At 54.2% G+C, this 15,695-nt stretch carries 14 protein-coding genes and 1 pseudogene; 11 read left to right on the top strand and 4 right to left on the bottom strand.

The features are described 5' to 3' along the window. Positions 1–38: 38 nt before the first annotated feature. Both HB664_RS16180 and yebS read right to left on the bottom strand, forming a co-directional pair. On the bottom strand, positions 39–2,672 hold the full coding sequence (locus HB664_RS16180) for a PqiB family protein (protein WP_219939794.1): 2,634 nt from the start codon (positions 2,670–2,672) through the stop codon (positions 39–41). Next, positions 2,641–3,924: a membrane integrity lipid transport subunit YebS gene (gene yebS, locus HB664_RS16175; RefSeq protein ID WP_023312213.1), complete on the bottom strand. Its 1,284-nt coding sequence runs from the start codon at positions 3,922–3,924 to the stop codon at positions 2,641–2,643. Before yebS ends, HB664_RS16180 begins: the two co-directional genes overlap by 32 nt. A 132-nt stretch (positions 3,925–4,056) precedes the next feature. On the opposite strand from yebS, the gene HB664_RS16170 reads away from it, so the two are divergent. The 4 genes from HB664_RS16170 to htpX all read left to right on the top strand — a co-directional run bounded on the left by HB664_RS16170 (position 4,057) and on the right by htpX (position 8,480). Continuing rightward, complete coding sequence (locus tag HB664_RS16170) at positions 4,057–4,554, top strand: GAF domain-containing protein (protein WP_008500476.1); 498 nt, start codon at positions 4,057–4,059, stop codon at positions 4,552–4,554. Between the two features lie 96 nt (positions 4,555–4,650). Beyond that, a complete protein-coding gene (gene proQ, locus HB664_RS16165) occupies positions 4,651–5,337 on the top strand; it encodes an RNA chaperone ProQ (RefSeq protein ID WP_014884292.1) in 687 nt (228 codons plus the stop codon). 19 nt (positions 5,338–5,356) lie between these two features. Then, a complete protein-coding gene (prc, locus tag HB664_RS16160) occupies positions 5,357–7,405 on the top strand; it encodes a carboxy terminal-processing peptidase (RefSeq protein ID WP_029741991.1) in 2,049 nt (682 codons plus the stop codon). Positions 7,406–7,598: 193 nt separating this feature from the next. After that, the gene (gene htpX, locus HB664_RS16155; RefSeq protein ID WP_014884290.1) at positions 7,599–8,480 is read left to right on the top strand and encodes a protease HtpX; all 882 of its coding nucleotides are present in this window, start codon (positions 7,599–7,601) and stop codon (positions 8,478–8,480) included. Between the two features lie 50 nt (positions 8,481–8,530). Here htpX and HB664_RS16150 read toward each other — a convergent pair whose 3' ends face one another. Continuing rightward, on the bottom strand, positions 8,531–9,904 hold the full coding sequence (locus tag HB664_RS16150; RefSeq protein WP_219939793.1) for an MFS transporter: 1,374 nt from the start codon (positions 9,902–9,904) through the stop codon (positions 8,531–8,533). Positions 9,905–10,083: 179 nt separating this feature from the next. On the opposite strand from HB664_RS16150, the gene kdgR reads away from it, so the two are divergent. Then, positions 10,084–10,875: a DNA-binding transcriptional regulator KdgR gene (gene kdgR, locus HB664_RS16145; protein WP_023312208.1), complete on the top strand. Its 792-nt coding sequence runs from the start codon at positions 10,084–10,086 to the stop codon at positions 10,873–10,875. 67 nt (positions 10,876–10,942) lie between these two features. Here the strand turns inward: kdgR and HB664_RS16140 are convergent, their stop codons facing one another. Next, positions 10,943–11,182, bottom strand: a complete 240-nt coding sequence (locus tag HB664_RS16140; RefSeq protein ID WP_033145832.1) for a YobH family protein — start codon at positions 11,180–11,182, stop codon at positions 10,943–10,945. Between the two features lie 161 nt (positions 11,183–11,343). Here HB664_RS16140 and mgrB point away from each other — a divergent pair, with 161 nt between their 5' ends. The 6 genes and pseudogenes from mgrB to ftsI all read left to right on the top strand — a co-directional run bounded on the left by mgrB (position 11,344) and on the right by ftsI (position 15,694). Then, complete coding sequence (gene mgrB, locus HB664_RS16135; protein ID WP_006175995.1) at positions 11,344–11,487, top strand: PhoP/PhoQ regulator MgrB; 144 nt, start codon at positions 11,344–11,346, stop codon at positions 11,485–11,487. A gap of 74 nt (positions 11,488–11,561) precedes the next feature. After that, the gene (locus HB664_RS16130; RefSeq protein WP_008500484.1) at positions 11,562–11,852 is read left to right on the top strand and encodes a YebO family protein; all 291 of its coding nucleotides are present in this window, start codon (positions 11,562–11,564) and stop codon (positions 11,850–11,852) included. Between the two features lie 21 nt (positions 11,853–11,873). Next, the gene (locus HB664_RS16125) at positions 11,874–12,863 is read left to right on the top strand and encodes an MBL fold metallo-hydrolase (protein WP_033145831.1); all 990 of its coding nucleotides are present in this window, start codon (positions 11,874–11,876) and stop codon (positions 12,861–12,863) included. 525 nt (positions 12,864–13,388) lie between these two features. Next, a pseudogene (locus HB664_RS16120) lies at positions 13,389–13,533 on the top strand (DUF2627 domain-containing protein). Positions 13,534–13,546: 13 nt separating this feature from the next. Next, positions 13,547–13,756 (top strand): transcription antiterminator/RNA stability regulator CspE, encoded by a 210-nt coding sequence (cspE, locus tag HB664_RS16115; protein ID WP_001062678.1) that lies wholly within the window; start codon positions 13,547–13,549, stop codon positions 13,754–13,756. A 219-nt stretch (positions 13,757–13,975) separates the two neighbouring features. Beyond that, positions 13,976–15,694, top strand: coding sequence for a peptidoglycan glycosyltransferase FtsI (gene ftsI / locus HB664_RS16110; RefSeq protein ID WP_032658506.1), 1,719 nt, complete (start codon positions 13,976–13,978; stop codon positions 15,692–15,694). Position 15,695 lies beyond the last annotated feature (1 nt).

Genomic DNA, 15,695 nt, shown 5'->3' with positions numbered 1-15,695 from the left:
ATAAAGGCTCCGGTGCGTTGACACCGGAGCCTGTCAGATTAACGCGGCAGGGCGGTTCCCCATTCGCGCCACTCTTTCGGTTCGCTTTCGAGCAGCAGGAAGTGTTTACCCGGCTGCGCTTTCGGCGCCAGCGGCGTGCCCGGCGGCGTGGCAAACGCGATACCGCCGCGAATGAACTGGTTGAAGGTGCCGGTTTTCACCACGCCTCCCGTCAGGCCAAAGTCCAGCGAATAGCCGGATGCCAGCCAGAATACCGAGTTATTACGGACCAGGTGCTGGTAACGTTCGCTGATGCGTAACGCCACCATCACGCGGTCGGAGAGCGTACCGAGCGTCAGGCCCGTGACCGTACCCACTTCAATGCCGCGGAACAGAACCGGGGTGCCGATGCTCAGCGAGCCCGCTTCCGGCACTTCCACCACGATGCTCAGGCCGCCAAGGTAGCGCGAGTCGGTGATTGTGGCTTCCTGAAGCTCGAAATCACGACGGGCATTGCCCTGGCCCGGCTCAACGTTGATGTACGGCTGCAAAATGGTGTCGAGATGCTCAACGCCCGCGGCCGAGATCTGCGGCGTCACCACCGAGAAGCGCGAACCCGTGCGGGCGAAGGTCTGCACATATTCCGGGTACAGCACGGCGGTGGCCTGCACCTCGTTGCGCGAGGTAATCAGCGTCAGCTTCTGGATTTGTCCAATATCAATGCCCAGATAGCGGATTGGCATGCCTTCCGCCAGCTTACCGGCATCAAACGCGTGCAGGGTAATCTGTCCACCCACGGCACGCGCGGCGGTTTCGGCCGGGAAGAGAATACGCTTATCGCCTTTACGCAGATTCGCCCCCGCGCCGCTGAGATTATCGAAGCTTATCGCGCCGCGCAGCGCGCGTGAGAGCGGGGAGGCCTGCACGGTCAGCCCGTTACCGTTAAGCTGAACTTTTGCGCCGCCTTCGGCCCAGAAGACGCTGTTTGGCGTCAGCAGCTTGCGGTACTCCGGCTTGATATGCAGTTCGATATCAAACGCGTCCGCACGCGGGCGAACGGCGATCACTTCCCCAACTTCAAACTTGCGATACAGCACCACGGATCCTGCCTGTACGTCCGGCAGCGTCTCGGCGCTTAATGTCAGCGTGGTGGTAGGGAGATCGCTCAGGCTGTTTTCAACCGCTTTCTCCAGGTTGGCATACAGCGGATAGCTGTCGCGAACGGGGCCTTTATCACCGGGCAGAATGCGGATGCCGCCGTTAACCCATTCGCTGGCGCTGGCGCCGAGGAATTCCACACCGTCCAGTCCCACCTTCACATCGACGCGACTGTTCACCACGAATTTGCTGTCGCCGTGCACCAGGTCGCTGTACTGCGGATCGATGGCGACCGAGAAGGTCACGCCATTCGCGGAGAGCTTACGCTCCAGCACCTGGCCGACCTGCACGCCGTGTAAAATTAACGGCTGGCCGGCTTCGATTCCGTAACTTTCTGGCGCATTCAGCGTGACGGTTACTACGCCCGGCTTTTGCAGCAGGGATTTATCCGCCGGGGCAATCACGAAGCTATTGCTGGGCTCACCTTCACCGGGGATGAGCTCAAACGTATTGCCGGTCAACAGCGTGCTGAGGCTGGCATCGTTCAGGGAGAGCTTTGGACTGCGCATTTCGATACGCGTTTTCTCGCGCAGGAGGTCGACCACGCTCGGATCGACAGTCATTTCTCCAGTGACCGAGCCGCCCGGGTTGAGCGTCATTTTGGTGAGCTGACCAACCTGCAATCCCTGATACATCAGCGGCGTTGAACCCGCTTTTAGCCCCTTAGCATCGGGCAGAGCGAGTTTGACGATCACGCCGCGCTGGCTGTGCGCCAGGTCTGCGTACAATCCAAATGAGTCATCCGCGGTGGCAGGGCTTGAGTTTTCCGGGGAGTCAAAAGCAATGGCACCATTCACCAGCGCGGCCAGACTCTCCAGCTTCACTTTCGCACCGCTCAGGCTGACGTCCGCATCCACGCCGGAGACGTTCCAGAAGCGGCTGCCTTTTTTCACCAGATTGGTGAAGCGACGCTCGATCAGCACGTCGATGGTGACGCCCTGTTTATTCGGGTTGATCGCGTAATCGTACACGCGGCCAACCGGGATTTTGCGGAAATAGACCAGCGAACCGCTGTTCAGAGAACCGAGATCCGGCGCCTGCAGATGGATCATTAAATCGCCGTTGTTGAGGCGGTACTTGGGCTGTGTATCCAGGGCAACAAAGTGATCCTGCGGCTCTCCTTTACCCGGCATCATGCCGATATAGTTACCGCCCACGAGCGCATCCAGCCCTGACACGCCGGCCAGAGACGCTTTTGGCGTGACCAGCCAGAACTGCGTTTCGCTGCGCAGGGCATCCTGCATGTCAGATTTAATACTGACCCGCACCTGAATCTTGTTCAGCCCTTTTCCAAGGGAGATGTCCTGAACCGTACCCACTTCAACCCCCTGGAAGCGAACGGGCGTTCGCCCGGCGACGATGCCGTCGGCGGTCTGGAAATCAATGGTGACGGTACTCCCGCGATCTTCATAGCTCGTCCAGATCAGCCAGCCTGCAATCATCAGGGCGATGACGGGCAGCAACCAGAATGGCGAAATGCGGCGTTTTGTTTTAATTCTCGCTTCAGTCGGCGAAGCGGGGGTTTCCTGACTCATGTGCATCCCAAAGTAAGCGGCTATCCAGCCATTCCACAGCAAGAATAGTCAATATCACCGCAGAGCCGAAATAAAAAGCCGCGGGTCCCATTGTAAAAGCAAGTAGCTGGTCGCGATTGATGAGCGACATCATCAGCGAAATCACGAACAGATCTAACATTGACCAGCGGCCAATCCAGGTGACGAACCGCAGCAGCAGAATGCGGGTCCGTAAGCCTTGTTCACACTTAAAGTGAATGCTGATGAGCAGGGTAAACATCACCACCACTTTGGTAAAGGGAACCAGGATACTGGCAATAAAGACGATCGCCGCCACCCCGACGTTGCTGTGCGCAAGGGAGATAATCCCGGAGAGGATAGTATCCTCCTGACGCCCGCCATTCACGTAAATGATGGAGATCGGCAGCATATTGGCTGGGATCAGAAACACCAGGGAGGCGATCAGCGCGGCCCAGCATTTTTGCAGGCTGTTGTTGCGCCGCAGTCTCAACGGAATGTGACACCGCGGGCAGCGCCCACGCGCGTCGGGCAAGCCGGTATAGTGGCATCCCAGACAGACGCGTAGATTTTCATCAGGACGCGTGGCGGGGCGCTGAGGGTAAAATCGCTCCCAGAGCTGTTCAACGTTCAGGTGGATCAGCGTCAGGATGCTCAGCAATACCAGGCTGATGAAAGCAAAAAGTCCGATGCCGGGCTGCAAAAAGGCGTAGTCCTGCACCTTTATTGACGCAACGCCCACGCCCACCAGATAAATATCCAGCATCACCCACTCTTTGAGCTTATCCAGCATCAGCAGCACCGGGCGAAGGTTCATGCCGAGAATATTGCCAAACCACAGATAGGCAATGGCGGCTACCAGCACCAGCGGCGCGCCAACGGTGCAGAACAGCACCATGGCAGCGGTGATGGGATCGCCCTGACGGGTCATCTGCCAGATACCCTGCAGCACGTTGGCGTCAATGCGTACGCCAAGCAGGTAGAGTTTCAGCAGCGGTTCGCTCCAGGCGAAGGGCATCAGCAGCAGCATGGTGACGGCCATGGCGGCGAGGCGGGTGAGCGACCAGTCGCGGCCGTCGCGAATTTTGGCGTCGCAGCGGGGACAAAAGGCACTTTGGTGCGATTTCATCTTCGGCAACATAAAAAGCGTATCGCACTGGGGGCAACGCTGATAATGTGCACGTGGCAAAGCTTCGCTTACCGTATGGACAGTTATCTTTCTTGTCGGCGTAATTTTGGTTGTTTTTAAGGCCATCAGCTGCGCACAAATAAGTATTGTTGAAAGTTATAATAACTCATGAACGGATTCATCTTGAGCATGAGCGCATTTAATGCTTATTTTAATAGGCTATGCGGTAAATTTGTAAGACAACTAAGTGATTGAATAATGAACAAAACAGAATTCTACGCGGATCTGAACCGCGATTTTAAGGCATTGATGGCGGGTGAGACCAGCTTCTTAGCCACTCTGGCAAATACTAGCGCATTGCTGTTTGAACGTCTCTCTGACGTGAACTGGGCCGGCTTTTACCTCCTGGAAGGTGAAACGCTGGTGCTCGGTCCGTTCCAGGGCAAACTGGCCTGCGTGCGTATTCCGGTAGGGCGTGGCGTATGCGGCACGGCGGTGGCCGAAAATCAGGTCCAGCGTGTGGAAGACGTTCATGCGTTTGACGGGCACATTGCCTGTGACGCCGCCAGTAATTCTGAAATCGTTCTGCCGCTGGTGGTCAAAAATCAGATTATTGGCGTTCTGGATATCGACAGTACGGTCTTCAGTCGCTTTACAACCGAGGACGAACAGGGGCTGCGCGAGCTGGTGGCGAATCTGGAAAACGTACTCGCCGCAACCGATTATCAAAAATTCTTTGCGAGCGTCGCAGGATAATCAACGGATAACGTAGCATTTACTGATAGCGTCATTATAATGACGCCTGTTCATGCCTGCGCTTGTTGGCAACGTCCGTTGTAATCAGGAAATTTCATGGAAAATCAACCTAAGTTGAATAGCAGTAAAGAAGTTATCGCATTTCTGGCCGAGCGTTTCCCGCAGTGCTTCAGCGCGGAAGGTGAAGCTCGTCCCCTGAAAGTCGGTATTTTTCAGGATCTGGTGGCGCGTGTTGAAGGGGAAATGAACCTCAGCAAAACTCAGCTGCGTTCCGCCTTACGTCTTTATACTTCGAGCTGGCGCTACCTGTACGGTATCAAACCTGGCGCGACCCGCGTGGATCTCGACGGCAACCCGTGTGGTGAGCTGGACGAGCAGCACGTTGAGCACGCGCGTAAGCAGCTTGAAGAAGCCAAAGCACGCGTTCAGGCACAACGTGCAGAACAGCAGGCGAAAAAACGCGAAGCCGCAGCGGCAAACGGCCAGGAAGAAGCGCCTCGTCGTGAGCGTAAACCACGCCCTGCGCCGCGCCGTCACGATAATAACGATCGCAAACCGCGTGCAGACAAACCAGCAGCAAAAGCCCCGCGCGCCCCTCGTGAAGAGCCGCGCCATACGCCGGTTTCTGACATTAACGCCCTGAGCGTAGGTCAGGCGCTGAAGGTAAAAGCGGGTAACAATGCTATGGACGCCACCGTACTGGAAATCACCAAAGATGGCGTTCGTGTACAGCTGACTTCTGGTATGTCAATGATTGTACGCGCAGAACACTTGTTGTTCTGAAACGGAGGCCAAGCCTGGCATGAACACTTTTTTTAAGCTCACCGCGCTGGCGGGCCTGTTTGCCATAACAGGTCACGCTTTTGCAGTGGACGATATCACGCGTGTTGATCAAATTCCGGTTCTCAAGGAAGAGACGCAGCACGCGACGGTGAGCGAGCGCGTGACCTCACGTTTTACCCGCTCGCACTATCGTCAGTTCGATCTCGATCAGGCCTTTTCGGCCAAAATCTTTGACCGCTATCTGAACTTGCTGGATTACAGCCATAACGTTTTGCTCGCCAGCGATGTCGAGCAGTTCGCTAAGCGCAAATCCGAGGTGGGTGACGAGTTGCGTTCTGGCAAGCTGGATCTGTTCTACGATCTCTACAACCTGTCGCAAAAGCGCCGCTTTGAACGCTATCAGTACGCGCTGAAAGTGCTGGAACGTCCGATGGACTTCACCGGTACTGACACCTTTAATCTGGATCGCAGTAAAGCACCTTGGCCGAAAGATGAAGCCGAGTTGAATGCGCTGTGGGACGGTAAAGTTAAATACGACGAACTGAGTCTTAAGCTGACCGGCAAAGACGAAAAAGAGATCCGTGACACGCTGACGCGTCGTTACAAATTCGCCATTCGTCGTCTGGCGCAGACCAACAGTGAGGATGTTTTCTCACTCGCGATGACCGCCTTTGCGCACGAAATCGATCCGCACACCAACTATCTCTCTCCACGCAACACCGAACAGTTCAATACCGAGATGAGCCTGTCTCTGGAAGGTATCGGCGCGGTGCTGCAGATGGATGATGATTACACGGTGATCAATTCCATGGTCGCGGGTGGCCCGGCATCCAAAAGCAAAGCGATTAGCGTAGGCGATCGCATTGTGGGTGTAGGACAAACAGGCCAGAACATGGTCGACGTGATCGGCTGGCGTCTCGATGACGTGGTTGCGCTGATCAAAGGTCCGAAAGGCAGCAAGGTTCGTCTGGAAATTCTGCCTGCCGGTAAAGGCACCAAAACCCGTATCGTTACCCTGACCCGCGAGCGTATCCGTCTGGAAGACCGCGCGGTGAAAATGTCGGTGAAAACCGTGGGTAAAGAGAAGGTGGGTGTTCTGGATATTCCTGGCTTCTACGTGGGCCTGACTGACGATGTTAAGGTTCAGCTGCAGAAGCTTGAAAAGCAGAACGTCAGCAGCATTATCATCGACCTGCGCAGTAACGGCGGCGGGGCGCTGACGGAAGCGGTTTCACTCTCCGGTCTGTTCATTCCATCTGGTCCGGTGGTTCAGGTGCGCGATAACAACGGTAAAGTGCGTGAAGATGCCGACAACGACGGTGTGGTCTACTACAAAGGCCCGCTGGTGGTCCTGGTTGACCGCTTCAGTGCTTCCGCGTCTGAAATCTTTGCCGCTGCAATGCAGGACTATGGCCGCGCGCTGATCGTCGGTGAGCCAACCTTCGGTAAAGGTACCGTTCAGCAGTATCGCTCTTTGAATCGTATTTACGATCAGATGCTGCGTCCGGAATGGCCTGCGCTGGGCTCGGTTCAGTACACCATTCAGAAATTCTACCGCGTGAACGGCGGCAGTACGCAGCGTAAGGGCGTAACGCCGGACATCATGATGCCGACAGGCACGGAAGAGACCGAAACCGGCGAGAAGTTTGAAGATAACGCCTTGCCGTGGGACAGCATCAATGCCGCGACCTACGTGAAAGCGGGTGATATGACGCAATTTGGCCCTGAACTGCTGAAAGCGCATAACGACCGCATCGCGAAAGATCCGGAGTTCCAGTACATCATGAAGGACATTGCACGATTCAATGCCCTGAAAGATAAGCGGAATATCGTTTCTCTGAACTACGCACAGCGTGAGAAAGAGAACAACGAAGACGATGCAACCCGCCTGGCGCGTATCAACGATCGCTTCAAGCGCGAAGGCAAGCCTCTGCTCAAGAAACTGGACGATCTGCCAAAAGATTACCAGGAGCCGGATCCGTATCTGGACGAGACGGTGCATATCGCTCTCGACCTGGCGAATCAGGAAAAAGAGAAACCTGCCGTACAGCCCGCTCCGGCAAAATAACCTCCCAACAGGCACAAGAAATTGTGCCTGTTTCTTTTTGTTCTTCATCCTTCCGTCAGCCAGATTTCCAATTGTGTAAAGTTGTGTCTTTCTGGTGACTTACGCCCGCCGGATGCTTGAAAATAGCCGCAATACCCATACGATGTGGGTAATCGCATAGTGCGTTTTGTTAAACTGAGGTAAAAAGAAAATTATGATGCGAATCGCGCTCTTCCTGCTCACCAACCTGGCGGTCATGGTGGTTTTCGGGCTCGTGCTAAGCCTGACAGGAATTCAGTCGAGCAGCGTTCAGGGTCTGTTGATTATGGCGCTGCTGTTTGGTTTTGGTGGCTCGTTCATCTCCCTGCTGATGTCGAAGTGGATGGCACTGAAATCGGTGGGTGGTGAGGTTATTGAACAGCCGCGTAACGATATGGAACAGTGGCTGATGAATACGGTGGCTCAGCAATCCCGTCAGGCCGGGATCGCCATGCCGCAGGTGGCGATTTACCATGCCCCGGACATCAACGCTTTCGCCACGGGCGCCCGTCGCGATGCGTCACTGGTTGCCGTCAGCACCGGATTGCTGCAGAACATGAGCCGTGACGAAGCCGAAGCGGTTATTGCCCACGAAATCAGCCATATCGCCAACGGTGACATGGTGACCATGACCCTGATTCAGGGCGTGGTGAACACCTTCGTAATCTTCATCTCCCGTATTCTGGCGCAGATCGCGGCTGGCTTTATGGGCGGAAACCGTGACGAAGGTGAAGAGAGCAACGGCAACCCGCTGATCTACTTCGCCGTTTCGATGGTTCTGGAACTGGTATTCGGTATTCTGGCCAGCATCATCACCATGTGGTTCTCCCGCCACCGTGAATTCCACGCGGATGCCGGCTCGGCGAAGCTTGTTGGTCGTGAGAAGATGATTGCCGCGCTGCAGCGTCTGAAAACCAGCTACGAGCCGCAGGAAGCGAACAGCATGATGGCCTTCTGCATTAACGGTAAATCAAAATCGCTGAGCGAGCTGTTTATGTCTCACCCGCCGCTGGATAAACGTATCGAAGCGCTGCGCAGTGGGGAATACCTGAAGTAACGCTAAGAACCCTAATAAGCCGGGCAGGAGAACACTCCGCCCGGTTTTTTTTATGCCTGAACTTTGGGCTGGGTCACCCGCAGGCCGCTGATGACCGCCGCGAGGGAAGCAAGGGCTCCCGCGGTGAGAAGCGCAACGTGGTTGCCGTTTTGTCCGGCGAGGTTAAACATCAGGGCAACCAGTGCCGCACCTGTGCTTTGCCCCAGAAGGCGCGCGGTCCCCAGCATGCCGCTGGCACCACCGCTGCGATGGCGCGGCGCGGAGGTGATAATGGTGTGATTGTTAGGAGACTGGAACAGGCCAAACCCTGCGCCGCACAGGATCATGCGCCAGATGATGTCCAGATCGGTTGGCGATGACGGTAGCAGAGCCAGCGCGAACAGGCCTGTCGCCATCACCGCCAGCCCCAACGCTCCCAATAAACCGGCATGGACGCGTTCAATTAAGTAACCTGCCAGCGGAGCCATCACCATGGTCGCCAGCGGCCAGGGGGTTAACAGCAGGCCGGTCTCCACTTCTGAACGGCCGATCGCGCTCTGCAGAAAGAAGGGCAGAGAAACCAGAGCCAGCATCTGGGCGCAGAACGAGCAGACGGACGTGCAAATGGAGAGGGAAAAGAGGGGAATACGCAGCAGATCGACCGGCAGCAAAGGCACGGGGAGAGTGAGCTGGCGGCGAACAAAGAAGAAGCCGATCGCCAGCAGGGCGATGAGCTCCGCGGCGGTAAGCATCAGAGACTGCCCCTGCGCAAAGCCGCTCAGCGCCGTAATCAGCAGGCCAAAGGTCAGGGCATTCATCACCGCACTCGCCACATCGAAGCGCGGCATGGTGCTTTTAGGGCCGTTAGCGGGAAGAAAGCGCAGGGCAAAGAATATAGCGACAATGCCCAGCGGCACGTTAATAGCAAACAGCCATTGCCATGACGCAACGGAAAGGATCGCCGCCGCAATAGTTGGCCCGGCGGCGGAAGAGACGGCGACAATAAACGAGTTTATCCCCATGCCGCGACCCAGATGACGCTGCGGATAAATTAAGCGGATCAACGCCGTGTTTACGCTCATGAGCGCCGCGCCGCCAAAACCCTGCGCGATGCGGGCAAGCGTCAGGGTATGCAGTGAAACTGAAAGGGCGCATAGCAAGGACGTGAAGGTGAAAACCACTAGACCGCACTGATACACCCGACGGTAACCGAACATATCGCCCAGGAAAGAGAACGAGAGCAGGGAAACCACAATCGCAATCTGATAGGCGTTAACGATCCATATCGAACTGGCGGGAGAGGCATGCAGGTCGCTGGCGATGGTTGGCAGGGCAACGTTCGCGATTGCGCCGTCAAGGACGGCCATTGAGATACCGATAATGATGGTCGCTATAGCGCCATACCGCTGGGGTAAAGGCAGGCCATCGGAAAGGGTCTTTTCCATTAGGATTAAAAAAGCTCAGCGTGAAATTATTCTCAGGGTAACTATTTTAGCATTGTTACAGCCGCGATATGTCGCAGATTTGTAACGAAGTAAACGCGGATTGATTGCAGGTGACATGACGGGAACTTATAATAAAAACCGGTTCTGATTTTTATAAAACACTCTCTATGAGGTGGTAAATGGCTATTGCGGATTTGGATAAACAGCCAGATTCTGTTTCTTCCGTGCTGAAGGTGTTTGGTATCTTACAGGCGCTGGGGGAAGAGCGTGAAATAGGTATTACAGAGTTGTCGCAGCGCGTGATGATGTCTAAAAGCACCGTATATCGCTTTTTGCAAACCATGAAGTCGCTGGGCTACGTAGCTCAGGAAGGCGAATCTGAAAAATACTCTCTGACGCTGAAGCTGTTTGAGCTGGGCGCCCGTGCGCTACAAAATGTTGACCTGATCCGCAGCGCTGATATTCAGATGCGTGAAATCTCTCGCCTGACTAAAGAGACCATCCATCTCGGCGCGCTGGATGAAGACAGCATTGTTTACATCCATAAAATCGACTCCATGTACAATCTGCGCATGTATTCGCGCATTGGTCGTCGCAACCCGCTCTACAGTACCGCGATTGGTAAGGTTCTGCTGGCGTGGCGCGATCGTGAAGAAGTGAAGCAGATCCTCGAAGGCGTGGAATACAAGCAAAGTACCTCACGAACCATTACCAGCACGGACGCGCTGTTAACGGTGCTCGATCGCGTACGCGAACAGGGGTATGGCGAAGATAACGAGGAGCAGGAAGAAGGGCTTCGCTGCATCGGCGTTCCGGTGTTTGACCGCTTTGGCGTGGTGATCGCGGGCTTAAGTATCTCCTTCCCAACCTTACGCTTCTCCGAAGAGCGCCTGCATGAATATGTGGCTATTCTGCACACTGCCGCACGTAAGATTTCTGAACAGATGGGTTACCACGACTACCCGTTTTAACCTCTGCTCGTATAAAAAAACGCCGCATCTGTTGCGGCGTTTTTTTGCCAGTCATTTCACCGGCCGATTAGCCATTATCAATCACGACGGATGTCTTACGCAGGACCGGACAGTGGGTCAAGCCAACGATCCCGCTGTCAGTATGCAAATATTGCGCAGTGCTCACGCCCTGTGCTGTTAAATATTTACATTGAATCCCTAACCCGGCTGCGTTCTCGGTGCTTCCCACGAGCACACCGTAACCCGTGAGCAGAAGGCCAATCCAGACGATGGCCAGCGCAATAATTGTACGAATGATGAAGCGCATCATTAACCTCTTTTGTCGTTGTTATCATAAAGCTAGCGTAAAGGGTTTACACGATGAAACAAGGGCAGGATTCTGAAAAAAGCGCGATGGCGGTACAGTTAGCCCTTGTTTAAGATAAGCGTGATAACCTCGTTACATCAGGTTTTTAGACGGAGTGTGGAGTGAAAAAAATACGCTGGGTAATTCTGATTATCGTGCTGATAGCGTGCGTGGTGTTATGGACGCAGACGATCAATGTGATGTGCGATCAGGATGTACAGTTTTTTAGCGGCGTCTGCGCAATCAATAAGTTTATTCCGTGGTAATACGCATTTTTTCTCAAGGTGATTTCCTTCCTTCGCGCCAGTGGTAAAATAGACGTTTTTATTGAGGTGGTGAAATGGGTGAGTTACTGAATTCAGGGCTGCTGAATATGGCATCCCTGATGATTTCTTTGGTTGTTCTGCTTGTGGGCCTGGTCATTTGGTTTTTCGTGAACCGCGCCAGTTCCCGTACTAACGAGCAGATTGAACTGCTGGAAGCGCTGCTCGATCAGCAAAAACGTCAGAATGCGCTGCTGCGCCGTCTGTGTGAGGCTAACGAACCGGAAGAAAAAGACGCGCCGAAAGACGCGGTCGCTGAAGATAACAAAGACGAAGACGACTTTATCCGCCTGGTGGCTGAGCGTTAATCTTTTGTCCGGGAGGTGGCTGTGGTCTGGAAAAATCCCTGGTATGACCCCTCCCTGAAACATCACACTCCGAATGGTTTTCGTAATACCGATCCTGTTGGACATCAACCCGGCGACCTTGACCGTTGGCGCAAAGCGCGTAAAGAGGCCGGTTTACCGAAGCCACCCGCGCTGGGTTATGAAGACTTTATCCAACAGTGGTGGCAACCGGTTGAGCTTACGCAACCTCATGAAGATGGGGTATGGTGGCTGGGACACGCGAGCGTGATGCTGCAGCTGGACGGCAATATCATCCTTACCGATCCGGTTTTTTCACGGCGCGCTTCTCCACTCCCTTTCCTGGGACCACAGCGCAAAACGCCTCCCGCTCTGTCAGTCGATCAACTCCATCAGCTTGATGCGGTCGTCATCTCCCATAATCATTACGATCATCTTGATGACGCGACCATTCGCCGTATTCTCAAACGCTTCCCCGAGGTCAGTTTTTTTGTTCCGCTGGGCCTGGCCGCCTGGTTTCGCCGCCGGGGGGCAAAATGCGTGGTTGAGCTCGACTGGTGGCAGAGCTTCACCTGGCAGGGGATGACGCTAACCGCCGTACCGGCACAGCACTGGAGTATGCGCACGCCATGGAACCGCAATCGCTCATTATGGTGCGGCTGGGTTATGGAAGGTCGACATCATCGTTTCTGGTTCAGCGGAGATACGGGGTATTCGCCCGAGCTGCTGTTGATACCTGAGCGTCTGGGCCATATAGATGCTGCCGCATTACCGATTGGAGCTTATGCCCCACGCTGGTTCATGGCTGTCCATCATATGGATCCGCAATCTGCGGTGGCATTGTGGCAGCAGCTGGGCTGCCCTCTGGCGTTTCCCATTCACTGGGGCGTGTTTGAACTGGCAGATGAATCCCTGGATGAACCTGTGCGGGAGTTAACTGACGCGCTAGATAATTTAGCACCAGTTAATCATTCTTTCAGGATACTGAAAGTTGGTGAATATTTATCCTTATAAACGAAGCGATAACGTAGTGCATATATTCTGTCTGTAAACGCGTTCAGGAATGTTTTATTTTTATCGAAACGTTTTGCTTGCCTTCTTTTGATGCAGAGTCATAAAAATTTCATTATTTTGGTGCATAACACTGTTTATTAGTTGGTGCATTTTAATACAGGTCGGCGCGGGTTATTAACAGTGTTTTTTGTCTGAAACAATTTGGTCGCGTTACAATGATTTAAGCATAAGTTTTCACAAATTGTTCTAACTCAATCAGGACGTAAGATTTCTTTTCCCGGTTGCTGGACGCTTCGTAATGATTGAGCTATGTTAAAAAAGTCTTAGATTACAGCGCTTGTGAAAGCAACGCTGGGTCTTTGTTACGCAGCAGAGCTGTCTGTAAGTGATGCGCATAATTGTGCAAAACCTGACAGGCACTGTTCGAATTTGTGCGGCGGATCGAGACATGTTTAAAAATGGCTTGCCATATTAAACATAGTGTGTGATAACACGTTTTGGGTCAAACGAGGTACAGTTCTGTTTATGTGTGGCATTTTCAGTAAAGAAGTCCTGAGTAAACACGTTGTCGTTGAATACCGCTTCTCTGCCGAACCTTATATTAGTGCCTCATGCAGTAATGTCTCAGTTTTATCTCAGTTAATGCCTGCGGGCTAAGAAAACACTCTAAGGAATTTTGCAAAATGGCAAAGATTAAAGGTCAAGTTAAGTGGTTCAACGAGTCTAAAGGTTTTGGTTTCATTACTCCTGCTGACGGCAGCAAAGACGTGTTCGTACACTTCTCTGCAATCCAGGGTAACGGCTTCAAAACTCTGGCTGAAGGCCAGAACGTTGAGTTCGAAATTCAGGACGGCCAGAAAGGCCCAGCTGCAGTTAACGTAACTGCTATCTGATCGAACCGCTGCTGACTGAAGCGCTTAGCACTTCAATCTCAGACATAAAGCCTCGCATAACGCGGGGCTTTTTTATGTCCTTTATCTTTCAAAATATTACCATTTGCGGTCTTATTAGTAACTTGTTGCAAAGCTGCGAGGTTAGTAGCACTGTTTTGCCACCTTAACCCCATCTTTTCCCGTTAAATCAGGGCGTTGTTTAACAGTCCTGGGGTTCAGGTGAAGAAGAAATTGATAACGACCGCTGGCAATTTCACGCCGGCGCGTTTTGTGCTGCTCTGTTTAGCTATTTTTTGTAGTCTGGCTTTTTTGCTGGGTCGCGTTGCCTGGCTGCAAATCATCAAGCCTGACAACCTGGTGAAGCAGGAAGATATGCGATCCCTCCGCCAGCTGGCGATTGATGCGCCGCGGGGCATGATAATGGATCGCGAAGGTCGCCCCCTGGCGGTGAGCGTGCCCGTCCGGGCCGTCTGGGCCGACCCTAAAACGGTGCTGGCAAAAGGGGGCGTTGGCATTGACGAACGCTGGCAGGCGTTGGCAAATGCGCTGCATCTCTCCCTGGGCACACTTTCGGCGCGAATCAACGCCAACCCGCAGGGGCGTTTTATTTATCTTGCCCGTCAGGTCGATCCTGCTCAGGCGAAGTGGATCGATAAGCTGAATCTGCCCGGCATCAATTTACGCGACGAGTCCCGCCGTTTTTATCCTGCCGGCCATGTGGCAGCGAACCTGATTGGCTTCACCAATATTGACGGCCAGGGCATTGAAGGCGTGGAAAAAAGCTTTAACGCGCAGCTGACCGGCAAGCCGGGTGTGCGGCAGGTAAGGGAAGACCGATACGGTCGCGTGGTTGAAAACCTGACGGAAGTGGCGCCTGCACCGGCGCATAACATCCAGTTAAGTATCGACGAGAGGCTGCAAACCATCACCGAAGATGCGCTCGATAATGCCGTGGCCTGGAACAAGGCCGAGTCTGGTGCATCGGTGCTAATTAATATCCCAACCGGGGAAATACTCGCCATGGCGAGCTATCCGGATTTCAATCCCAATAATCGGGAAGGCGCGACGATAAACGATTTCCGCAATCGCGCCATCAGCGATACGTTCGAGCCCGGTTCGACGGTCAAGCCGCTGGTGCTGATGACGGCCCTGCAGCAGGGCCTGGTCCAGCCGGACAGCGTGATTGACACTCACCCGTATACCCTTGACGGGCATCGTATCCGCGACGTGGGCTATTATCCTGAACTGACGATGACCGGGATCCTGCAAAAATCGAGCGACACCGGCGTGTCACGACTGTCCCTGGCAATGCCTGTCCAGCATCTTATTGATACCTATCGAAACTTTGGGTTTGGCACGAATACGGGGCTTGGCTTAACGGGCGAGAGCGCGGGGCTGTTGCCAAATCGTAAATACTGGAGCCAGCTCGATCGTGCGACCTTTGCCTTCGGCTACGGGCTGATGGTGACGCCGCTCCAGCTGGCGCACGTCTACGCCACGATCGGCGGCTTCGGGCTCGAGCGACCTCTCTCGATTACGCGTATCGATCCACCCGTTATCGGGCACCGCGTCATGCCGGAAGAGATCGCACACGAGGTGGAACACATGATGGAGAGCGTTGCGCTGCCCGGCGGCGGGGGCGTTAAGGCCGCCGTTCGCGATTACCGGGTGGCGGTGAAAACCGGTACGGCGAAGAAAATTGACGACAGCGGGAAGTACGTCGATAAATACGTTGCGTATACGGCCGGCGTTGCGCCCGCCAGCGATCCGCGCTTTGCCTTGGTGGTGGTGATTAACGATCCGCAAAATGGCGCCTATTACGGCGGTGCCGTTTCCGCACCTGTCTTCAGCGAGATTATGGGCAACGTGCTGCGTCTGGAGAATGTGAAACCTGACGGGTTACCGGCGGGTTCCGATCACCTTATCGTTATGCGTTAAC

This window comes from Enterobacter sp. DNB-S2 (genome assembly GCF_019443845.1).
Classification (GTDB): domain Bacteria; phylum Pseudomonadota; class Gammaproteobacteria; order Enterobacterales; family Enterobacteriaceae; genus Enterobacter; species Enterobacter asburiae_B.
The sequence above is the reverse complement of the archived record's forward strand: the minus strand, read 5'-3'. Positions and strand labels throughout refer to the sequence as shown.